The organism is Rhizorhabdus dicambivorans (assembly GCF_002355275.1).
Taxonomy (GTDB): Bacteria; Pseudomonadota; Alphaproteobacteria; order Sphingomonadales; family Sphingomonadaceae; genus Rhizorhabdus; species Rhizorhabdus dicambivorans.
This window is the reverse complement of record NZ_CP023451.1, coordinates 137,222-157,906: the sequence shown is the minus strand read 5'-3', so window position 1 is coordinate 157,906 and position 20,685 is coordinate 137,222. Positions and strand designations below refer to the sequence as shown.

The window sequence follows — 20,685 nt, the reverse complement described above, 5'->3', positions numbered from 1 at the left end:
CCCTAAGGCCAAGACAATGTCATGGCGAATGCACTCACGATGGCAAGCGTAACAGGGGTCGAAAGCAGGTACAGCTTCTGCCATCTCCACCAGGTTTTAGGGATGAGCCGGAGCAGGTTCCTCGGCGTGGTGACCGTTTCCCATGTCCGTTCGCGGCACAGCTCGACGGTGATGAAACCCAAGGACATGATAAGAGCAAGGGCGCAGCAAAGCCCCGCAGCGGCATAGAGCGCGATCCAATTCTGAAGCTCCGCGGCCGAAAGATGTTCCACGGTTCACAACCCTTCCATCCGCTCTGGTCGTATCAGTCGACCACGGCCGTCGTTTCCATGAGACTTACACCAGTCGCAATCAATCGACTACACACGCAAAGTTGCTCCAATTTGGAGACGATTTTCAGCGATCTCGAACGGCGTCGGGCTTAGCATGGTCAGCAGCCTGGAGACAGTTCATAAATTGGTAGGTACACAGGGCGAGCTTCAAGGTGTCATGCAGGTATCGGTTCTTGTGATACTCTATCGTGGGCGAGAGCGCATCACGGTTCACGACGACAGTGATAAGGCCTGGTCTGAACTTGTAAATTTTGTCGACGCCTTCTGGAAGAATTCTGACGTGGCGGTGCTGACCTCTACCCCCGCCTCAGAAGAGCAGCGCGTCAAACTATTCTTTTCCGAGACGGGTGCATCCTATATCCTAGGCCATGCGTACGCATCCGGTGAGGACCGCGGCTACTGACGGTTTGCTGGGGGTTTTGGCATCTTACTTGCCGAGGAAGGCCTCGACGCCTTCTTGAGCGAGCACATCGCGGAATGCAGCATCGGCATCGCGGTCGGTGGGGAATAGATTGTCCCAGACCGTCGAGGTGCCGTGCTCGTTGACGACCTCGAGGGACCAACCACGTTCGGTGGCGAGCCGCACGATGTTGATGGTCAGCCGTACGCCCGCCTGTTCGATGGACCGGCAGAGAGAGGATTCAATCAGTTCGGGTTGCGGGTCAAATTCCATGCCGTGATGCTATGAGGTCACGGCTCCAGCTTCAACGCTGTTGGTTTCCAATTCCATGGGAGCAGATCGCCAAGCCGATTAGCCGGATGACCGGCGATGCGGGCAAGGACGTCGGCGAGCCAAGCCTGGGGATCGAGGTCGTTGAGGCGACAGCTTTGAATGAGTGAAAACATGATGGCGGCGCGCTGACCGCCGCGATCGGAGCCGCAAAATAGCCATGCTTTCCGCCCGAGTGGCACACAGCGTAGCGCCCGTTCCGCTGCGTTGTTCGTGAGGCATACCCTGCCATCGACGAGGAAGCGGGTGAAGGAGTCCCAGCGCCGGAGCATATAGTTGATAGCCTTGGCGAGATCATGGTTACGCGACAGCTTGGCGAGTTGGGCGTTCAACCAGTCGTGCAGTTCGGCGATCAGTGGCGCGCTCAACTCCTGACGGGCGGCAAGCCGCTCCGCTGGTGTCTTGCCGTTGATACCGCGCTCAACGTCGAACAGGGCGTCCAGCTTCTGCACCGCCTTCAGCGCAATCGGATAGATCGGGCCAGTCCGCTCGCCGCGGCTCTTCTTGCGCGCAGCGCCCTCGACGTCAGCAAGTTCGAAGAACTTCCTGCGCGCGTGAGCAAAGCATCCTGCCTCCAGGATGAGACCAGGCTGGCGGTTGGGAGCGTACAGCTCAAAATAGCCCGCATAGGCATCAGCCTGCAGAATCCCGGACCAGGACGCGAGGTGCGCCTGGGGATGTTCCCCGCGCCGGTCGCGCGAATAATAGAAAACCACCGCCGGCGGATCGGCGCCGCCGAACGGGCGGTCATCCCGGACATAATCCCATAATCTACCGGTATCGGTCTTGCCCTTGGCCATGACCGGCACGGTGGTATCGTCGCCATGCACGCGCTCGGCGGCAAAGACATGGGCCTCGATCAGCCGAAAGATGGGCATCAAGGCGAAGGACGCCGCACCAACCTGATCGGCAAGCGTGGAGACGCTCAGCGGCACGCCTTCGCGAGCGAAGCGCTCCGCCTGGCGGTTGAGCGGCTGGTGCTGCCCATACTTCTCGAACAGCAGCATGGCGAGGAAGCTTGGCCCTGCCCAGCCACGCGGCACGACATGGAATGGCGCGGGCGGCTGCGTGATCTTCTCGCAGTCACGGCAGGAGAACTTCTCGCGTACGGTCTGGATGACCTTCCAGGCACGCGGGATTACCTCCAGCGTCTCGGTTACATCCTCGCCCAGCTTCGACAGGCGCATGCCGCCACAGGCCGGACAGGAACAGGGCGCCGGAACGACGACGCGGTCGCGGGGCAAATGGTCGGGGAACGGTTTTTTAACTGGCCTCTTGCGCTCAAAGGCGGTGACGTTCGTCGCCTTTGTCGCGGCGGTCTCGGCGGCCAGATTATCTTCGGCGGCGTCGGCCTCCAAATCTTCGAGCTCAAACTCCATCTGCGCAAGAAGCCGGCGGGTGCGTTCGGCGCTGGGGCCGTACTGCTCGCGCCTGAGCTTGGCGATCTGCAACTTGTAGTGCGAGATCAACGCCTCGGTGGCGCTCTCCCGGGCACGGGCATTGGCCAGTTCTGCTTCAGCGCTCGTGGCCCGCTGTTCGGCTTCATCGGCGCGCTGCGCACTGAGCCGTACCAACGCCTTGAGCGCTTCGATATCGTCAGGCAGGGGCGAAACGGCGGCGTCCACAACTTGGATGGAATCATAGAAAACCTCCCGGATGAAGCGGAAAATGCAGCCTCCGCCGAGAAAATCTGCGCCTATCCTGCGCTCTGTGGGCGCCAGCTATATTGCGGGTTCCGCCAGTCCACTCCGTCGAGCAGACAGGCCAGCTGTGAGCTCGTCAGCGACACCACGCCGTCCTTCGCGGCGGGCCAAATGAACTTCCCTCGTTCCAATCGCTTCGAATATAACGACATCCCCAGGCCGTCGTGCCAGATTATCTTCACAAGCGCCCCGCTGCGCCCGCGAAAGACCCAAAGATCGCCGGCAAATGGGTCTCGCGAGAAGCTCTGCTGCACCATTGCTGCCAAGCTCTGCATGCCGCGCCGCATATCTGTGTGGCCCATCGCAATCCACACCCGCGCGCCAGCTGGGATCATCGCAGGGCCTTGAGCGCTGCCGACACCAAGGCAGCTGGTGCCGACGCAGATATGCTCACGCGCCCTTTGCCACCCAGATCCACGATGATTACCGGCATTGCGGCCTGGTGCGCATTCTGCTGTTCGCCATCGTCAACCACCGCCTGGGCGAACTCCGTCAGGGCGGGCGGCTGCCGCAGCTTGTTGCGCCACGTGTAAATGCGCGCCGTGGAAATATCGTGCCGACGCGCCACAGCCAAAACGCTGGCCCCAGGCGCAAAGGCTTCTGCCAAAATCTGGAGCCGTTCCTCGTCGCTCCAGCGCCGCCGCCGTTCCGGCCCAGTCATCACCGTGATCTGCCGCATCCACTGCTCCTAAGCGTGCTCTCGAGAGCGTTCTTAAGAGCAGGCCCCTACCTCACGACAAGGCGCGTCTCGCCGGATGCATACGGCCATGCCGACGTGTCGGCGCTTGCTGCACACGTTATGGCAATGGAAGACTAAGCAAGGCCGAGTTGGTTCCAAGTTCTGTACCGTCCGGCAATCTCAGTCGCCTCTCTACACGAGGATGTGCATGTTCGCGTGCCTTGTTATCGGTGACAGCATTGGCGTCGGACTGTCGGGAGCGATCAATAACCGATACGCCAGTGGGTGCGATTCGGTGGTCGAGGCAGGCGCTACCATCGACCAGATACTGGCGTGGCGTAAACCCGCCAGGCTATATGGCACCACCGTCCTCGCCGTCGGATCCAACGATCAGCCGAGCCGACAGCTAACGCTCAAACTGACCAGACTACGCCAAAATATCGCGACAAAACGAGTGATCTGGATGCTGCCCTACTCCCGGGAGCGAGCCTATCTCATAAACTCGATTGCTGTGACGTTCGGCGACGACACGTTGGACATCGCGCGTTTCCGCACGAGCGACCGTGTCCACCCGATCAGCTACGATGAGATCGCGGCTGTTCTCCTGCCGAGGGGCCAACCACGGGGGAGCAGGAAATCCACTGTTGAGTGGTCTCAACGCAGTCGACGATAAAGCATCGACCTAAAACGCTGCATTTCATTCGAGTAAGCTGAGCTTAGTCCTCCATTGCTCCAGATGTTGGAGCGCAGGTCTCAAACCATGCGCCAATGGCCCCAAGCCATAGAGTTGATAGGATTCAGGCGGTGGCGACATCATTCGCGAGACCAGAGATACGCCTTCCAATTCCCGTAGGCGGACCGTGAGCACATTAGCGCTGATTTTCGGTATGGCTCGACGAATGGATGTAAATCGCAGCTCGTCTTTGCTCAGGGCTACCAGGATGTGCAACACCCATCGGGCACTCAATGTATGGAATATCGCGTCGGCCGCCGCAGGGTCTATCGCTTGAAAAAGCTGTCTTTCTGACTCGATGCACATCCAGTTACTTTCTCACCCTAAAAGGCGCACGGCCGGACTGAGTCAGCTACGCCGTTCGCGGTTCCGTCGGGCCCGGCTTGGCGGTGCTTGGAGGGTCGCCGACCCGCTCATGGACAATTGCGGAGGGCGTGCGCGAACGGCGGCGGCGAGCGGCCGAACTTGTGACCACCACTGCCTTGGTACGTCTTCGTCCCAGTGAAGAGCAGATGAGGGAAGGCGCTTTTTGACATCACGATTTGCCGATGCGCGAAGGTCCGATGAGGGACGACTCTGGGGCACCACGACGGATTTCATGTCACGCGATCCGCCAAATCAAGTGAAGCTACTCCCGACAAATCAAAGTACCGCAGTGCAACGCGCCTGATGCGTGCGTCACCGTTCGAATATAATACGCGGCGAAGCGTCCAACCCCTCAGCCTCGGCGCGGCGGAGCTTGCTCTTCGGGCCTCATCGCCTTACCTGCCGCCTCCCCCCGAGCGGGGTTGGAGTCGGAGAAACGAGCCGACCGACCACGTAGCCGCGGAACAAAGGCGGGTACGCGGTCCATATACGCACGATATGCCTGGCCAAATTCCGCGAGCGCCGCCTTCTCCTCATGCCGGGCAAGGCGAATATACATCACCACCAACACCGGAAACATGGCGAGCGTCAGTAACGTCGGCCATTGCAGCAGAAATCCGAGCATCACGAGGATGAACCCGATATATTGCGGATGGCGAACCTTGGCATAGATTCCCGTCGTTGCGGGCTTGTGAACGCGCTGGGCTGCGTGAAGCGGCGCCCATCCGGCCGAGATCAGCCAGAAGCCCGCGCCGATCAGCACGAAGCTGGCAAGATGGAACGGGCCAAAATGTGGGTTGACCCTCCAGCCGAACATCATCTCGAGCAGATGGCCGGCATCGTGGCTCCACCAGTCGAGGCCGGGGAAATGCGACTGGAGCCAACCCGAGAGCAAGAAGATGGTGAGCGGGAAGCCATACATTTCGGCGAAGAGTGCAACGATGAATGCGCTGAATGCGCCGAAGCTGCGCCAGTCGCGCCCGGTGGCGGGTTTGAAGAAGCTGTACGCGAATAGGATGAACACGGAGGCGTTGACCAGCGCCAGCCCCCAAAGACCATAGCCATAATCGGTATGCGTCATCGCGGCCCCCCTTCCACGCGCTCGTTCGAATTCGCAGGCAGTCCGGTCGGGACAGCACCCGGCATCTGGTCATGGCCATGCTGATGGCCGCCATGACCGTGATGCATGAACAGGTGCATGAGCGGACAGGCGAGCAGGATCAGATAGGGCAACACACCCAGGAAATGTGCGGTGTGCTCGGTGATGAGGAAAAAGCCCGCGACTAGCAGGAAGCCGATCAAAACGATCTTTCCACGCTTGCGCATGCGATGGTCATGCCCGTCCATATGCCGCTCTTCTCTCGCCAATGTCTTGCGAGCATAGATCCGAGTCCCGGGAGCAAGGTATAAGTAGAGACCGAAGTCCGTCATTCGCCCAAGAAGGCGATGCCGGCTGGTTCACAAACCTCACCATCCCTATCGGCGTTACGCAGTGGTCATGACGCGGCCGTCATTCTGCGGCTTTTGCGTATAGGCGTGCGCTGGTCGTCCACCAATGCTGCGCTAAGGACAATAAGCGTGAGAGGCAGGCCAGAGTTCATGCACAAGAAAAGGAAAAAGCATCATTCCCGCGGCCATGTCGGGGTGAACCTGCTCGAACGGGAAGCAAGGATCGACCTCGCCACGCGACCTGCCGACGGCCTTGGCGTCGCGTTCCTCGGCGCATCGGAAACGGTGACAGGGTCGCGCTATCTGGTGGACGACGGCGATACGCAGGTCGTGGTCGATTCAGGCCTGTTCCAGGGTCCGAGGGATTTGCGCCGCCTCAATTGGGCGCCGATCGCGCCCGAGGTTGCCGATGTCGGCCTGTTGCTGCTGACGCACGCGCATCTTGATCATTCCGGCGCGCTGCCACGCATGGCGCGCCTTGACTGGGACGGGACCGTCCTCAGCACCCGGGCGACCGAAGCTTTGTGCGAGCTTCTGCTCCCCGACAGCGGGCACCTCCAGGAAAAGGATGCGGAGTTCGCCAATCGCCACGGCTTTTCCAGGCACCAGCCCGCGCTGCCGCTCTACACGCAGGCTGACGCCCGCCTTGCGCTGCAGCTGTTCCGCACGGTCGAGTTCGGGGCGTGGCACCCGATCGCGGACGGCATCAGGGCGCGCTATCATCGCGCCGGCCACATCCTCGGCGCCGCCTCGATCGAGATCGATTGGAAGGGCCGCACGATCCTCTTCTCAGGTGATGTCGGGCGCTATGGCGACGCAGTCATGAAGGATCCCGAGCCACCTGCCCGTGCCGATTATGTCCTCGTGGAATCCACCTATGGCGATCGCCGCCACGAACAGGTCGATCCGACCAAGACCCTGGGGGACCATGTCGAACGGTGCGTCAAGCGTGGCGGGACCGTGGTGATCCCCGCCTTCGCCGTGGGCCGCGTCCAGTCCCTGCTCTACCATTTTTCCCGGCTGCGCGCCGAAGGCCGTCTGCGCGACATCCCGATCTTCCTCGACAGCCCGCTGGCGATCAACGCGAGCGGGCTGATGTGCGATTTCATGGACGAGCATCGCCTGACACGCGCCGAGTGTGAAGCGGCGTGCGGGGTCGCGCACTATGTGCGCGAAGTGGAAGAATCCAAAGAACTCACCGCCAACCCCGCCCCTAAGGTCATCATCTCGGCCAGTGGAATGGCGACGGGCGGCCGCGTGCTCCACCATCTCAAGCGCTTCGCGCCGGATGGGAAGAACCTCATCCTCTTCTCGGGCTTCCAGGCGGCGGGCACCCGCGGCGCCGCCATGATCGGAGGCGCCCGGACGATCAAGATCCACGGTGAGTATATCCCGGTCGAAGCCGAGGTCGCCAACCTGACGATGCTCTCGGCCCATGCCGACAGTGACGAGCTGATGCGCTGGCTCGGGTCTCTGCACGAGGCCCCACGCCATGTCTATGTCACCCATGGCGAGCCGACCGGCGCCCAGGTTCTGGCAAAGCGCGTCTCGGAGGAGCTGGGCTGGGCATGCAGCGTACCGGCGCTGGGTAGCTGGGGCATGCTCGCATGAAGCCCGGGATTATCGAGGACGCCGAAGCAGAGCCTGTCGCGACGACGCTGCGGGCACACCGCATCGGCCTGTCGGCTGCCGGAAGCGATCAGATCGCGGTCATGCGCCACGACTGTCCGGTCTGCCGCTCGGAAGGTCTCGCGTCGCGCGCGCAAGTTGCGCTGCGCGCCGGCGGGCGGGAAATCGTCGTCTCGCTGCTGCATAGTTCCGCGGAGGCTCCAGCGCCAGGCGAGATCGGCCTGTCCGAATCCGCTTGGCAGCGGCTCGGCGTCAGTGACGGCGATCCGGTCGAGATCGCGCACGCCCAGCCTCTCGCCTCGCTCAGCGACGTGCGTCGGCGCGTCTATGGCAATCGGCTTTCCGATGGGGCTTTTTCAGCGATCATCACCGACATCGCCGAGCGACGCTATAGCGATGTCCATCTCTCGGCGTTCGTCACGGCCTGCTCAGCGGTCCCGCTCGATACGGACGAAACGATCAGCCTGACCAGGGCGATGGTCGATGTCGGCGAGCGATTGCAGTGGCCCGAAGAGGTCATCGTCGACAAGCATAGCGTCGGTGGATTGCCGGGCAATCGCACCACGCCGATCATCGTCTCGATCATGGCCGCCGAGGGCCTCATCATGCCGAAGACATCGTCGCGGGCGATCACCTCGCCGGCCGGCACGGCGGACACGATGGAGGTGCTGGCCCCTGTCGACCTCGACGTTTCCGCAATCCGCAAAGTGGTCGAGCGCGAAGGCGGCTGCATCGCCTGGGGCGGCGCCGTTAATCTCAGTCCGGCCGACGATGTGATCATCGGCGTGGAACGGGTGCTCGATATCGATGCCGTCGGGCAGATGGTCGCCTCGGTGCTGTCCAAGAAAATCGCGGCCGGTGCGACCCATCTGGTCATCGACATCCCGGTTGGGCCGACGGCGAAGGTACGCGGCGCCGATGCCGCCGACACGCTCGAGCGCGCGCTGAGCTCGGTCGCCCAAGCCTTCGGGCTTCGCACGCGCGTGATGCGCGGCCCCGGCGCCGAGCCGATCGGACGGGGCATCGGTCCGGCGCTCGAGGCGCAGGATATCCTTGCCGTGCTCCAGGGGCAGCCGGGCGCCGAGGATCTCGCCCACCGGGCCTGCGAGCTGGCGGGAGGACTGCTTGAGCTCGCGGACGCAGCCCCGGCCCGCGAAGGTTATGCGCGTGCGCGGGCGTGCCTCGAAAGCGGCCGGGCCTGGGCCAAGTTCCAACGTATCTGCGAAGCGCAGGGCGGCATGCGGGCTCCACCGGTCGCCCGGTTCCAACAGGATATGATCGCTCCCTATAGCGGCCGCCTGGTGAGTATCGACAATCGCAAGCTCGCGACGGTCGCGAAGCTTGCCGGCGCGCCGATGGCCAAGGCCGCCGGCGTCGCGCTGCAGTGTCGGCTGAACCAGATGGTGGATGCCGGGGCTCCCTTGTGCACCATTCATGCCGAGAGCCCGGGCGAGCTCGACTATGCGGCGGCCTATGCGGTGAGCGACGGGCCGATCTTCGGGATTGAAGCGCTATGAACCGTCCCGTGCTGTTCGCGCTGTCTGGCAGCGAGGCCCTGGCACAGCCGCTATCCGCCGCGCTCGATGCAGAGGTCGGCACGATCGAGCATCGTCAGTTTCCTGACGGGGAAACCTATCTCAGGGTCGTAAGCGACATCAGCGACCGCGAGGTCATCCTGCTGTGCAGTCTCGATCATCCGGACGCCAAGCTGTTGCCGCTGCTGTTCGCAGCCGACACCGCGCGCGATCTGGGCGCTCGCAGGATCGGGCTCGTCGCCCCCTACCTCGCTTACATGCGCCAGGACATTCGCTTCCATCCCGGCGAGGCGGTGACGTCGCGAACCTTTGCCGCGATCCTGTCTCGCCATCTCGACTGGCTGGTGACGGTTGATCCGCATCTCCATCGCTATCATGCGTTGTCGGAAATCTACCGCATCCCGACCCAGGTCGTTCATGCCGCGCCGCTTCTGGCCTCGTGGATCAAGCGCAATGTCGCTCGTCCGCTGATCATCGGTCCGGACCTGGAAAGCGAACAGTGGGTCTCGCAGGTGGCGGCCGATGCCGATGCTCCGTTTCTCGTGTGCGAGAAAATCCGGTCCGGCGACCGTGACGTCACCATCTCGATTCCGAATGCCCCAGCGTTTCTCGATCGCCAGCCGGTGCTGGTCGACGATATCGCCTCATCCGGCCGAACCCTCGCCGAGGCGGCGCGCCAGCTGGTCGACATGGGGTTCACGCGACCGGATTGCGTGGTCGTGCATCCGCTTTTCGCCGGCGATGCAGCGCAAGTCCTGGGTGGGCTCGTCGAGAGGATCGTCAGCACGAACGCTGTTGCACATACTTCGAATGATATCGACGTGATGCCGGCGATTGCGGAGTCCGTTCGCCGCGGGATCTGAACGGTGCGCTGCGCGTCAGTTCTTCAGTACTCAATGCTCAATGCACGATGAAAACGAACGCCCGGCAAACGCCGGGCGCATTCCCATTCATTGAACCTAAGCGAGTCCGAACCAATCTTCCGGGAACTCCGCTTTCGGAGAAAGTCGCGGCAGGAAAGGAGGATATGTCATGTCGCACACACGCTCGTTCCTTGATCCCTTCATCGTTGCTCGGCACCCGCAGCTTGAGCCCGAAGTGAAGCCCGCCATCCTTGCATCCTGGGCGTCCGATCGCTCCGCCGTCGAGGGCCAACCGGCCCTCCGTCGCCCGCCAGCATCCCGGTGCCGGTCGACGATGTGATGGCAGCGCTGCGCTGGCTCGATCGCGCTGAGCGCGGCGCGGGCCTGGCATCCTTGGTTCGTCAGGAACAACCCGGTATCGGTGCCATCCTCGCCGGGAATATCGAAACTGCGACACGGAAGGCGGGCGATCTCTGCGATGATCAGCCTTCGATCTCAAAACCCTATGATCACCGGTTCGTGCTGAATCGGATTCGCCGTGCCGTAGCGGCGCGCGAGCGGAGCTGCGATCCGCCCCGGACATCGGCGTTACGGCGCGCTGCTGACACAGAATAGCGATTATCAGCTTCTTGCCATGACAACATGACGCGTCGAGCTTAGGAGCAACCAGCGCGCTCATCCCCCAAGAGGCGTGCCCACTCCCGGCGGCAGCGTCTTGCGGCGCCTTGCCGCCGGGAGACCAGAGGGAGCGCCGCCCCGTTCGCAAGAGCGGTCATCTCGCAAAGTTCGGCACATGATGCCGGGTCGCTTACCCCCCTCTCGCCGAGCACCTGCCTTGCCTGTTGTGATGCGGCGGTATTTCGGCCTTGACCTTGGACCATGGTCCTACCCGTAGAAGGTCTCCCCTTTGAAGCTGTGCCCGCTGGGGTGCGCAGCAATGCCAACACGTCCGGGGGGCCATGGAGAGCAAGCGCGTCGTTCATGTCATTGATGACGAAGAAACAATCAGGAAAGCTGTAGGATTCACATTAAGGACAGCGGGATTTGCCGTCGAGACCTATGGCTCGGGAGTCGACTTTCTGAAAATTGCAGATGAAGCTGAAAGAGGTAGCATCGTTCTCGACATGCACATGCCGGACATGAACGGTCTACAGGTTCAGGCAGCGCTGACGCAGATGGATATAAGCATGCCAGTCGTGATGCTGACCGGCAACGGAGACATTGCGCTTGCTGTCCAAGCGATGAAGGCGGGTGCTGTCGATTTCCTGGCCAAACCTATCGAACGGGCGCTGCTGCTCGATGCGATAGACCGAGCGTTCGCGCGCATCGACACGGCCGAGGGGCGCGCTCTCGAAGAAGCCGAGGCATGCCGACAGGTCGATCTACTGACACCGCGCGAACGGGATGTTCTCGAAGGCCTTGCGCAAGGCCTTCCGAACAAGACCATCGCCTATGATCTGGGCATTTCTTCACGGACGGTCGAAGTCCATCGCGCGAGCATCATGTCCAAGCTTGGAGTCCGTACCCTTGCCGAAACCTTGCGGATCGCCTTTGCGGCTGGAATGGGAAGGCCGCTGTAGGTAAAGGCGGCCAGGGCTGCTGCGGTTGAATCTCTGCGTGTCACCTGATGGCGCGGACATAGTGCCTGCCGGGATGCATCGACGTTGTTCATCAGCTTTTGGCGGAATTTTCGTGAGCCCAGGCGAAGGGTCGCGCTTGATTGCTATCGCGAAAGGAGATGAAACTCTTCCAACAGCTGGGCGATCTCTGTGCCTTCAAGCTTCTTCATCAACAGCTTGCGCAGGAAGGACGGGCCGGGAATGTCGATCCCTTTGCCATCCCTGAGCGGCCCGATTGTGGCCAGAAGCGTGCGGATATCATAGGTTGAGTTGAACACTTCCGGCACGCCGCGTTCGACCTTCATCAGGGTGTAGACGGCCTCCATCGGCGTGCGCACCGAATATTCCGTCGTGAAGATACAATCACGCTGCTTCGACTCGGCAAACTGGCCGACAAAGGCGAAGTTGACCGCGCCCTCGGGCACCACGTCCGGCCGGTCGCCGGCCTGGCGCGGCATGAAGAAGGCGGTGATGTAGGGCATCATCACCGGCACGGTCTTCGCCCCCGTCGCGGCGAGGCCGGGGATGTCCTCGACCGGCACGCCGAGATGATAAAGCCATTCCTGCGTGATCTCCTCGCCCGTGCAGTCCTGCATCGGCTTCTTCACATAGTCGCCCGGCCGGTCGACGAACAAGGCATAGAACCAGGCGACGATCTGGTCCTTCGGCTGTTTCCTGAAGTGGGGTTGCCGGCTGACCGTCCAGCTCAGCAGCCAGCTCGAGTCCTTGACCGTGACGATGCCGCCAGTCACCACCGTGCCGCTGAACGGATCGCGCCTGGCGATCTTGCGAATGTACGCCGGAATGCGCGCGTCGAGCGTGGTGATGGTCGCCGACGCCCATTTGGTTTCCGGGATGTGCGATCCGAACACGTCGGGACGACCAAAGGCCGGGTCCTTGGCCGCGATCCGGCGCCACAGGTCCCAGGCCGGCGCCGGCCCCTCATTCAGCCTGGCCGGTGTATGATGATCGCCATTGTCGGAATTTTCGGTCAGCGATCCGATGGTGATGAAGACGAGATCATCGGCGCCGAGATCGACGCCGCCTTCGACGCCGTTTTCGATCCAGGCAATCCGGGTCGCCTGCTTGCGGCCGGGCTGGATGTCGAAATCGACGTCGGTGACCTCGACGCCGTAGCGAAATCTGACACCGCGATCCTGCAACCATTTGACCAACGGCAGGACCATCGATTCATATTGGTTGTAGCGGTTGAACTTGAGCGAGGAAAAATCCGCCAGACTGCCGATATGGTGGATGAAGCGATGCAGATAGAGCTTCATCTCGAGCGCGGAATGCCATTCCTCGAAGGCGAACATGGTGCGCCAGTAGAGCCAGAAATTGCTCCTGAGGAAATCATCGCCGAAGACTTCGTTGATCCGCTTGTTCTCCATCTCCTCCCGCGTCGCGAGGAAGACGGAGATCAGATCTTTTTGCGCGCGACCGCCGAGTGTCAGCAAAGCCTTGTCGGGCACATCCTGGCCCTGGTTCTGCGTCACGCGTTGAAGCGAAAAATTGGGATCGTCCTTGTTGAGCCGGTAGAATTCGTCGAGCACACTCGCATCCTCGATCTCCAGCGAAGGGATCGAGCGATAGAGATCCCAGAGGCATTCGAAATGCTCCTCCATCTCGCGCCCTCCGCGGATGACGAACCCCTTTTCGGGGACGTCGAGGCCGTCGAGCGCGCCGCCGGGAACATGCAGCTCCTCAAGGATGGTAATATGCTCGCCGGCGACGCCGCCGTCGCGGATCAGGAACGCCGCGCCTGCCAGTCCCGCAAGACCCGAGCCGACGAACCAGGCCGTCTTCCTGTCAGCGCCCTCAGGTTTGCGGGGCCGCACGAAAGCTTCGTAGTTCCCGCTACTATAGTGCATGCTCAACTCCATCCTTGATCCCGACGACAATGGCGGTTCTGCGGTTTCTTGCTGAACAGCAGAAATGCCTGCCCTGCATTCATTCTCGCCGATGTCGCCCGCCGCTCAGTTCGACGACTTCACTGGTGATCTGATCCTGACGCGTGAGGCGCTCCTCGAGGCGCAGGGCCTCGCCCTTGCGATCGATGTGGCTGCGGGCGGTCGCCATGGTGCGCAGCCGTGCCTCATTCTCGGCGACGAACGTCTCGACCGCAGCCGCGCAGATGTGGGCGAAGACATATTCCGCGGTCAGGTCGCCGATAAGGTCCGCCGCGTTGATATTGACGAGCGGCGGCAAATCCGCCGTGGACGCGGGGAAAGTGTCGAGGTCGAGCGGCAGGAGGCTCGCGCGCACGATCGAGACGCCCTTGCCGCTGCTCCAGACCGGATAAGCCATGGTGATGGGCACCGCGCCGACCTCGTCCAGATAGTCGTACAGCGCGTCGATGATGCTTGTCGCGAGTGCGGGCAGCGCATCGGCCTTGCTCGGCATGCTCGCGCTCCATGCGATGCGCAGACCGCGCTCGGCCGCAAGCGTGGCCGTGCGCGCGCCAATCAGAAGAATATGCCTGTCCTGCATGTCGGCCGCGGCGCCGTCGAGCAGCTGCTCCGGAAAGGCCCCGGCAAAGCCTTGCTCCGCACCGAACAGGATAAGGCCGCCTCTCGCACCACCGACCGTCCGCGCCGGAAAACGCGCCAGTGGCTCGTCAAGGCGGCGCGCCTGGCCAATGGCGGTGCGGGCGGTCTCCGCATAGCGTCGCACCGCAGGCAGCAGCGCGCGCGCCTGATGCGCCCGCTGCGCGGCGATGCCCTGCATGGCGTTGACCACCGCACCGAGCTGGCGGACGGTCTCGATCCGCTGGCCGATCTCGGCGAGGCGATCGCTCATGATGCAGAACCGGCCGGCTGGCTTTCGATCAGCGCTTTCACCGTCGTCATCAGAGCGGACCGCTGCGCGGTGTCGATCTGTCCAGTCCGCTCGATCTGCGCGCATAGATCGGGGACGTGATCGTCGATCCAGGCGGGCAGCCGCGTGCGGAGCGACGATATCTCCGAGACCGCCATGCCATCGAGCAACCCTTCGCCGAGCGCCACGACCAGCGCCACCTGGTCGACGACCCGTAGTGGACTCGACAGCGGTTGCACGAGCAAGGCGCGCAAGCGCTTGCCGCGTTCGATCTGGGCGCGGACACGCGGCTCGGGCTGCTCGCCGAAGCGGGTGAACATCTCGAGCTCGAGGAACTGCGCATAGTCGAGGCGCATGGTCCCGCTCGCGTCGCGCAGGACGCGAAGCTGCGTCTTGCCGCCGACCCGGCTCACGCTCGTGCCCACATCGATGGCGGGCTTGTGCCCCTGCGCGAACAGCTTCGCGTCGAGAATAATCTGACCGTCGGTGATCGAGATCAGATTGGTCGGGATATAGGCGCTGACGTTGCCGGCATCGGTCTCCGCGATCGGCAGAGCCGTGAGCGAACCGCCCCCCTTCTCCGTCGAGAGACGCGCCGCACGTTCGAGCAGGCGGGAATGGAGGAAAAAGACGTCGCCGGGATAGGCCTCGCGCCCGGGCGGCTGTCCGGTCAGCAGGGCGATCTCGCGATGGGTCGCGGCATGCTTGGTGAGATCGTCGAGCACCACCACCGCATGGCCGCCACCATCCCGAAAATACTCGGCCATCGTGAAGCCCGCGAACGGCGCGATCCATTGCAGCCCCGGCGCCGCGGCGGGGCTCGCCACGACGAAGATGGTGCGGTCCGGCGCGCCATGCCGCCGCACCTGGTCGACCACGCGCGCGACCGCCGAGCTTTTCTGGCCGATCGCGACATAGACGCAGATCATGTCGCTGGTGCGCTGGTTGATGATCGTGTCGACCGCGAGCGCCGTCTTGCCTGTGGCGCGGTCGCCGAGAATGAGTTCGCGCTGCCCCCGGCCGATGGCGAACATCGCATCGATTGCGAGCGTGCCGGTCTGCACCGGCTGGACGACGAGGTCGCGTTCGATGATCGCCGGCGCCGGCCGTTCGACAGGATCGAAGCGCCTGGCCCGGATCGGCGCGCCCCCATCGAGCGGACGGCCGAGCGGATCGACGACTCGGCCAAGCAATGCCTCGCCAACCGGCACGCGCACCACCTCGCCCGAGCCGGTTACGGTGTCTCCTGCCTCCACCTGGGCGGCATCGTCGAGCAGCACGCAGCCGATCCGGTCCCGGTCGAGCGTGTGGACGAATCCGGTCTGGCCCCGGGCGAAATAGAGCAATTCGTCGAGGCGCGCGTCCGGAAGGCCCGAGACCATGGCAACGCCGTCGCCGATCGATTCCACCCGGCCAATTGCATCGACACGCGGCCCGAGATTGGCGCGCGTGATGCAGCTCTGGGCCTGCGTCAGCCAGTCTTCAGGCGATCCGGGCATGATCGTCTTCATTGAGGCTCTCAACCATGGCGTCGAGATCGGCGCGCCAGCTGTTGCGCACGACGGCGTGGGGCGTGCGAAGCTCCGCGCCGGCGATGAGATCTGGATCGACTGCGAAGATCGGGGTCGCGGTATCCGGCAGGATTTCGCCAAGCGCGCGCGCTACCTGCGTCTGCAGATCGGCCGTCAGCGGCGCGGGCGTCGCGACGGTGACGGGCCCGGCGGCCGCCAGGCTGCGGCGATCCGCCTCGGAAAGGTCTCCGAGCCGCGCCTTGAGCGCGTCGACCATGGCCTGCACCGTCTGCTCGGGCGGGAGACGAGCGAGCAACGTGCCTGCCATCGAGGCGGCGAGGTTCGCTGCCTTTTCCCGCCACTGCGCCGCCACCCGCCCGCGTTCGGCATCGATCGCCGCATGGCCTTGCTCGACGACGGCGTCCGCCTCGAGCCTGGCCTGCGCGAGGAGGCGCTGGCGCTCCGCTTCGGCCTCGGTCCGGATCTCGGCGCGGCGAGCCGCCGCATCCGCGACGAAGCCGTCATTCTGCGTTTTGAGCGCCTGCGCTTCGGCCTGTGCCCGGTCCTTTGCCTCCCGCGCTTCGTCGAGCAGCGCCTGGGCCGATGCCTGGCGGGCAGCGATGGCATCCATCACCGGACGGAACAGGAAGCGTCCGAGCAGCCACACGAGGATGAGGACATTGACCGCCTGCAGCGCGAGCGTCCACCAGTCGATCCGCATGTCAGGCGAACGGGTTGGCGAAGAGCAGCAGCAGCGCGATCACGAGGCAGTAGATCGCCATCGTCTCGATCATCGCGAGGCCCACGAACAGCGTGCGCGAGACGGTGTTGGCGGCTTCGGGCTGGCGCGCGATCGCGTCCATCGCGGCGGCGACGGCCCTGCCCTGCCCGAGCGCCGGGGCGATTGCGCCGATCGAGATCGCGAAAGCGGCTCCGAGGATGCTGGCGAGATGGATCCAGTTCATGCGGGGGACTCCTGTTTGGATGGCGGGCGGGCGCCGTTCTCGCTGATAGCGCTCCCGATAAAGACCATGGCGAGCGCGCCGAAAATGTAGGCCTGGACCGCGCCGGTCAGCATTTCGAGCGCCATGAGCGGGATCGGGACGAGCAGCCCGGCGAGGCTCAGCACGACGCCGATCATGAAGACGCCGCTCATGACGTTGCCGAACAGGCGCACCATCAGCGAGAAGCTGCGGGTGAAGAGCTCGACGATATTGAGCGGGGCGAGCAGGATCGAGGGGCGCGCGAAGGTCGCGAGATAGGCCCTGGGCCCGAGCGCGCGGACGCCGAACCAGAGCGTCGCGCCGAAGACGATCAGCGCCAGCGCCGCGTCGGTTTCGAGGGTCGCGGTCGGCGGCTCGACGCCGGGGATCAGCGACGACCAGTTGGCGACCAGCAGGAACAGGAACAGCGTGCCGATCAGCGGCAGATAACGCTGCGGTTCCGCCTCCATCGTCTCGCGGATCTGGCCGGCGACGGTCTCGACGACCAGCTCGAGCGCCGCTTGGGCTCGGGTTGGGCGTAACGCAAGGCGGCGGGTCAGCAGCCAGCTTCCGATTGTAAGGAAGGCCATGATGCCCCAGGTCGTGGCGACCGGCTGGCTGATCGGCACCGGACCGATCGCGAACAGCACATGGCTTTCAAGTGGTGACGCGAATTTCATCGGGCGCCTCCGAGCCGGTGGAGCATGATCTGGCGCCCGCCCATGAAGCCGGTTGTTGCGGCAAGAAGCGCCGGCCACCCTTGCCGGCTGGCGATGACGAGAACCAGAATAGTGACGGCGAGACGCCCGAGCCTGAGCAGGATCGCGCGCGATGCCGGGCCGCCATGGGTGACGAGGTCGGCTTCTCTGGCGATGGCCGCGAAATGGGCGAGGCCGACCGCAAATCCGAGGGCCAGGAACAGGATGGGGGAGAGCTGGCTCATTGCCGGTGCATCCAGCGCCAGCCCGACCAGCAGCCGAGGGCGAGCCCGACGAGCAGGAGCGGCGCGGTCCAGAAGATGCCGCTATCCAGCCGGTGGTCGAGCCAGCGGCCGATCGCGAGACCGACCAGCGCGGGCAGGACGATCTGCCAGCCGAGCACGCCGATCTGGCCGAGATTGCGGGCGACGGAAGGAAGCCGCTGCGCAAGCCGCCGCCGTTCCGCGCGGGTCCGGATGGCTTCGACGATCGGCTGCTCGGGCTTGTCCGCGGTCACAGACCAAGCTCCCGGCCACCACCCTGCAGGGCCTCGACCATATGGCGGATCGCCTGCATCCTGAGCTTCGCCGACGCGGTCCGTTCGGATCGTTCGCCCTCGTCGCGCTCGCGGTAGCGCGCGAGCACGTCATGCTCGAGCGTTCCGAGGTCATCGCCGACATGGCCTTCGCGCGTCGCGACCGCGACCCCCGTGCCGTGGCTTACGGTCAGAATGCCGTTGCGCACCGCGCAATAGCCTGGAGCGCCATCGGCGCCCCGCCAGGAGACGATCGAGACGCCAAGCGCGGTCAGGAAATCGGCGTGGCCCGACAGGATGCCGAAACTGCCGCTGGCATCCTCGGCGCGAACCGACCTGACGTCCGTGTCGACGAGGATCGCGGTCGGATCGGTGATCCGCAGCTTCATGCGCCCTGCCCCACGCGAGAGCGTGCCTCTTCAATATCGCCTACCATGTAGAAGGCGCTCTCGGGCCAGTCGTCGGTCGCGCCGGCCAGGATGGCCGCGACGCCCTTCAGCGTATCGGCCAGCCCCACAGAACGGCCGGCTTGCCCGGTGAAGGCCTGGGTCACCATGAAGGGCTGGGTCAGGAAGCGCTGCAGCCGCCGCGCCCTGCCGACGATCAGCCGATCCTCGCGGCCCAGCTCCTCGATACCGAGCAGCGAGATGATGTCCTGGAGCTCGCGATAATGCGCGATCGTCTCCCGGACCTGCTGGGCGAGCGCGTAATGATGATCGCCCACGACCTGCGGATCGAGCAGGATCGACGAGGATCCCAGGGGATCGACCGCGGGATAGATGCCTTCGGCCGCCATGGCGCGCGAGAGCAGAATGGAACTGTCGAGATGGGCGGAGATGGCGGTGACCGCAGGGTCGGTGAAATCGTCGGCGGGCACATAGACCGCCTCGATCGCGGTCACCGCCGCTCCATGCACCGAGGCGATGCGCTCCTGCAGCGCGGCCACTTCGCTGGCCAGCGTCGGCTGGTAGCCGACGCGTGAAGGCATGCGTCCGAGCAGGCCGGAGACTTCGCTGCCGGCCTGGACGAAGCGGAACACATTATCCATGAGCAGCAGGACATTGCGCTTCTGCTCGTCGCGGAAATATTCGGCGATGGTGAGCGCGGTCAGCCCTACCCGCCAGCGCGCGCCCGGCGGCTCGTTCATCTGCCCGAAAACGAGCACGGTCTTGTCGATCACGCCCGAGCCGCGCATGTCCGTGAGCAGCTCATGGCCCTCGCGCGATCGCTCTCCGATGCCGGCAAAGACGGAAACACCTTCATAGCGCGCGACCATCGCGTTGATGAGTTCCATCACCAGCACGGTCTTCCCCACCCCCGCGCCCCCGAACATCGCCGCCTTGCCACCCTGGGCGAGCGGCGCGAGCAGATCGATGACCTTGATGCCAGTCTCGAACATCGCCGTCGCCGCGTTCTGGTCTTCGAGCGGCGGGGGTGCGCGGTGAATGGGCCTCAATGGAACATCCGGCCCAAGCGGCGCGCCGCCGTCACCCACCTGCCCGGTCGGCGTAAGGAGCCGCCCCAGAACCTTGTCTCCGACCGGGACCGCGATGGGGGCGCCCAAGGCCGTCACGCCGACATTACGAGCGAGACCGGAGGTCGGCTGAAGCGCGACGGCGCGGACGGTGCGGTCATCGATATGGCTCTGCACTTCCGCGACCAGCGGGCCTGACGATGCATCGACGCGCAGCGCTTCATTGACCGCGGGCAGCGGCCCTTCGTCGAACTCGACGTCGAGGACGGGACCGCGCAGCGCCGCAATCCGGCCGAGCCTGGCTATGGACGGTATCACGCCCATGCCGGTTGCCGGGTCAGACCATAATCATGCCCGACCGTGCCGCGATCATGACGGGACGGGTAGAAGTCGCTGCCCGCGGGCACGACATGGACGACAAGCCAAAAGTGCATTGGCTGAGCGTCGCAGGCAAGCCGCAGATTCGGCATACGTAGAGTTACCGATTCTCTCTGATTCAGCCTCGCCGAATAACGGCGGCGCGACGCGATGGGCCTCAGGCCAGGGCGCTATGCCCGATATGCCAGAGCTCAAACGCGAAGAGAAAGGTTCACCGTTTCATGCCCTATCCCGTTGATCAACTCGCCGCGCTCGCCAAAGCGAATGTCGGCCTGATGCTGAAGCTCGCCGAAGTCGCCCGGAAAGGTGGCGAAGAGTCGCTCGAGGTCGGCAACCGCGCCGCCGGCCGCTTCGCCGAAGAGGCGCGTGCCTCGATTGCGGGCGCGACGGACAAGACGTCGGACGCCGGCGCGGTCAGCCCGGCCGGACCGCGGGCACTGTTCGAGGACATGGCCACGGTCCGCGAGCATATGATTGCCGGCACAAGATCGGCGTTCGAGGAATGGCAGCAGGCCTGGCAGGCCGTCGCGAGCGCTCCGACGGCTCCCGGGGCGCTGGATGCCTTTGCTGCCATTGTCGGACCATGGTTCGGGCAGAAAAGCCCGGGCGACGGCGAGAAGCAGGCCACCAGCGACAAATAGGATAGCCCCC

General features: G+C 64.0%; 23 protein-coding genes and 2 pseudogenes. 7 read left to right on the top strand and 18 right to left on the bottom strand.

Annotation, left to right across the window (positions count from 1 at the left end; genetic code table 11):
• Positions 1 to 2: 2 nt before the first annotated feature.
• Entirely contained in the window at positions 3 to 272 is a 270-nt protein-coding gene (locus CMV14_RS25310; RefSeq protein WP_066701146.1) for a hypothetical protein, read from the bottom strand.
• A 154-nt stretch (positions 273 to 426) separates the two neighbouring features.
• Between CMV14_RS25310 and CMV14_RS25305 the strand changes: the two genes are divergently transcribed.
• Positions 427 to 735 carry a hypothetical protein gene (locus CMV14_RS25305; RefSeq protein WP_066701147.1) on the top strand — a complete coding sequence of 103 codons (309 nt, stop codon included), beginning with the start codon at positions 427 to 429 and terminating at the stop codon, positions 733 to 735.
• 24 nt (positions 736 to 759) lie between these two features.
• On the opposite strand, the gene CMV14_RS25300 is transcribed toward CMV14_RS25305, so the two are convergent.
• The 7 genes from CMV14_RS25300 to CMV14_RS25265 form a co-directional block, all read right to left on the bottom strand.
• Positions 760 to 1,005 carry a hypothetical protein gene (locus tag CMV14_RS25300; protein ID WP_019052496.1) on the bottom strand — a complete coding sequence of 82 codons (246 nt, stop codon included), beginning with the start codon at positions 1,003 to 1,005 and terminating at the stop codon, positions 760 to 762.
• Between the two features lie 17 nt (positions 1,006 to 1,022).
• On the bottom strand, positions 1,023 to 2,687 hold the full coding sequence (gene tnpC, locus CMV14_RS25295) for an IS66 family transposase (RefSeq protein WP_019052497.1): 1,665 nt from the start codon (positions 2,685 to 2,687) through the stop codon (positions 1,023 to 1,025).
• 71 nt (positions 2,688 to 2,758) lie between these two features.
• Positions 2,759 to 3,022, bottom strand: a complete 264-nt coding sequence (gene tnpB, locus CMV14_RS25290) for an IS66 family insertion sequence element accessory protein TnpB (protein ID WP_233423678.1) — start codon at positions 3,020 to 3,022, stop codon at positions 2,759 to 2,761.
• A gap of 74 nt (positions 3,023 to 3,096) precedes the next feature.
• Complete coding sequence (tnpA, locus tag CMV14_RS25285) at positions 3,097 to 3,444, bottom strand: IS66-like element accessory protein TnpA (protein ID WP_019052499.1); 348 nt, start codon at positions 3,442 to 3,444, stop codon at positions 3,097 to 3,099.
• 697 nt (positions 3,445 to 4,141) lie between these two features.
• On the bottom strand, positions 4,142 to 4,483 hold the full coding sequence (locus tag CMV14_RS27665; protein WP_076605463.1) for a winged helix-turn-helix transcriptional regulator: 342 nt from the start codon (positions 4,481 to 4,483) through the stop codon (positions 4,142 to 4,144).
• A gap of 412 nt (positions 4,484 to 4,895) precedes the next feature.
• Entirely contained in the window at positions 4,896 to 5,624 is a 729-nt protein-coding gene (locus CMV14_RS25270; protein ID WP_083216029.1) for a methyltransferase family protein, read from the bottom strand.
• Positions 5,621 to 5,890: a DUF2933 domain-containing protein gene (locus CMV14_RS25265; RefSeq protein ID WP_066701148.1), complete on the bottom strand. Its 270-nt coding sequence runs from the start codon at positions 5,888 to 5,890 to the stop codon at positions 5,621 to 5,623. Before CMV14_RS25265 ends, CMV14_RS25270 begins: the two co-directional genes overlap by 4 nt.
• Positions 5,891 to 6,142: 252 nt before the next feature.
• Between CMV14_RS25265 and CMV14_RS25260 the strand changes: the two genes are divergently transcribed.
• From CMV14_RS25260 to CMV14_RS25240, 5 genes and pseudogenes are all read left to right on the top strand, one after another.
• Positions 6,143 to 7,603 (top strand): MBL fold metallo-hydrolase RNA specificity domain-containing protein, encoded by a 1,461-nt coding sequence (locus tag CMV14_RS25260; RefSeq protein ID WP_171012665.1) that lies wholly within the window; start codon positions 6,143 to 6,145, stop codon positions 7,601 to 7,603.
• Positions 7,600 to 9,138, top strand: a complete 1,539-nt coding sequence (locus CMV14_RS25255) for a thymidine phosphorylase family protein (RefSeq protein WP_066701149.1) — start codon at positions 7,600 to 7,602, stop codon at positions 9,136 to 9,138. Before CMV14_RS25260 ends, CMV14_RS25255 begins: the two co-directional genes overlap by 4 nt.
• Positions 9,135 to 10,041, top strand: a pseudogene (locus tag CMV14_RS25250) (ribose-phosphate diphosphokinase); the annotation flags it as partial. The gene CMV14_RS25255 and the pseudogene CMV14_RS25250, both read left to right, overlap by 4 nt.
• Positions 10,042 to 10,188: 147 nt before the next feature.
• Positions 10,189 to 10,385: pseudogene (locus tag CMV14_RS25245) on the top strand (hypothetical protein); the annotation flags it as partial.
• A gap of 593 nt (positions 10,386 to 10,978) precedes the next feature.
• Positions 10,979 to 11,599 carry a response regulator transcription factor gene (locus tag CMV14_RS25240; protein WP_030541612.1) on the top strand — a complete coding sequence of 207 codons (621 nt, stop codon included), beginning with the start codon at positions 10,979 to 10,981 and terminating at the stop codon, positions 11,597 to 11,599.
• Between the two features lie 143 nt (positions 11,600 to 11,742).
• Here the strand turns inward: CMV14_RS25240 and CMV14_RS25235 are convergent, their stop codons facing one another.
• From CMV14_RS25235 to atpD, 10 genes are all read right to left on the bottom strand, one after another.
• Positions 11,743 to 13,509: an oleate hydratase gene (locus CMV14_RS25235; protein ID WP_066701150.1), complete on the bottom strand. Its 1,767-nt coding sequence runs from the start codon at positions 13,507 to 13,509 to the stop codon at positions 11,743 to 11,745.
• Between the two features lie 79 nt (positions 13,510 to 13,588).
• Positions 13,589 to 14,437 carry a F0F1 ATP synthase subunit gamma gene (locus tag CMV14_RS25230; protein WP_066967394.1) on the bottom strand — a complete coding sequence of 283 codons (849 nt, stop codon included), beginning with the start codon at positions 14,435 to 14,437 and terminating at the stop codon, positions 13,589 to 13,591.
• Positions 14,434 to 15,954, bottom strand: a complete 1,521-nt coding sequence (locus CMV14_RS25225) for a F0F1 ATP synthase subunit alpha (RefSeq protein ID WP_021245232.1) — start codon at positions 15,952 to 15,954, stop codon at positions 14,434 to 14,436. Before CMV14_RS25225 ends, CMV14_RS25230 begins: the two co-directional genes overlap by 4 nt.
• Positions 15,938 to 16,687, bottom strand: coding sequence for a F0F1 ATP synthase subunit B family protein (locus tag CMV14_RS25220; protein ID WP_021245231.1), 750 nt, complete (start codon positions 16,685 to 16,687; stop codon positions 15,938 to 15,940). Before CMV14_RS25220 ends, CMV14_RS25225 begins: the two co-directional genes overlap by 17 nt.
• Before the next feature lies 1 nt (position 16,688).
• The gene (locus CMV14_RS25215) at positions 16,689 to 16,931 is read right to left on the bottom strand and encodes a F0F1 ATP synthase subunit C (RefSeq protein WP_017501321.1); all 243 of its coding nucleotides are present in this window, start codon (positions 16,929 to 16,931) and stop codon (positions 16,689 to 16,691) included.
• Positions 16,928 to 17,629, bottom strand: coding sequence for a F0F1 ATP synthase subunit A (locus tag CMV14_RS25210; RefSeq protein ID WP_021245230.1), 702 nt, complete (start codon positions 17,627 to 17,629; stop codon positions 16,928 to 16,930). Before CMV14_RS25210 ends, CMV14_RS25215 begins: the two co-directional genes overlap by 4 nt.
• Positions 17,626 to 17,892 carry an ATP synthase subunit I gene (locus CMV14_RS25205; RefSeq protein WP_017501319.1) on the bottom strand — a complete coding sequence of 89 codons (267 nt, stop codon included), beginning with the start codon at positions 17,890 to 17,892 and terminating at the stop codon, positions 17,626 to 17,628. Before CMV14_RS25205 ends, CMV14_RS25210 begins: the two co-directional genes overlap by 4 nt.
• Positions 17,889 to 18,164, bottom strand: coding sequence for an AtpZ/AtpI family protein (locus CMV14_RS25200; RefSeq protein WP_021245229.1), 276 nt, complete (start codon positions 18,162 to 18,164; stop codon positions 17,889 to 17,891). The genes CMV14_RS25205 and CMV14_RS25200 overlap by 4 nt, the downstream gene beginning before the upstream one ends.
• Positions 18,161 to 18,571 (bottom strand): F0F1 ATP synthase subunit epsilon, encoded by a 411-nt coding sequence (locus CMV14_RS25195; protein ID WP_037448025.1) that lies wholly within the window; start codon positions 18,569 to 18,571, stop codon positions 18,161 to 18,163. Before CMV14_RS25195 ends, CMV14_RS25200 begins: the two co-directional genes overlap by 4 nt.
• Positions 18,568 to 19,980 carry a F0F1 ATP synthase subunit beta gene (gene atpD, locus CMV14_RS25190; protein ID WP_037448022.1) on the bottom strand — a complete coding sequence of 471 codons (1,413 nt, stop codon included), beginning with the start codon at positions 19,978 to 19,980 and terminating at the stop codon, positions 18,568 to 18,570. Before atpD ends, CMV14_RS25195 begins: the two co-directional genes overlap by 4 nt.
• 329 nt (positions 19,981 to 20,309) lie before the next feature.
• Here atpD and CMV14_RS25185 point away from each other — a divergent pair, with 329 nt between their 5' ends.
• Complete coding sequence (locus CMV14_RS25185) at positions 20,310 to 20,675, top strand: hypothetical protein (protein WP_125964309.1); 366 nt, start codon at positions 20,310 to 20,312, stop codon at positions 20,673 to 20,675.
• Positions 20,676 to 20,685 lie beyond the last annotated feature (10 nt).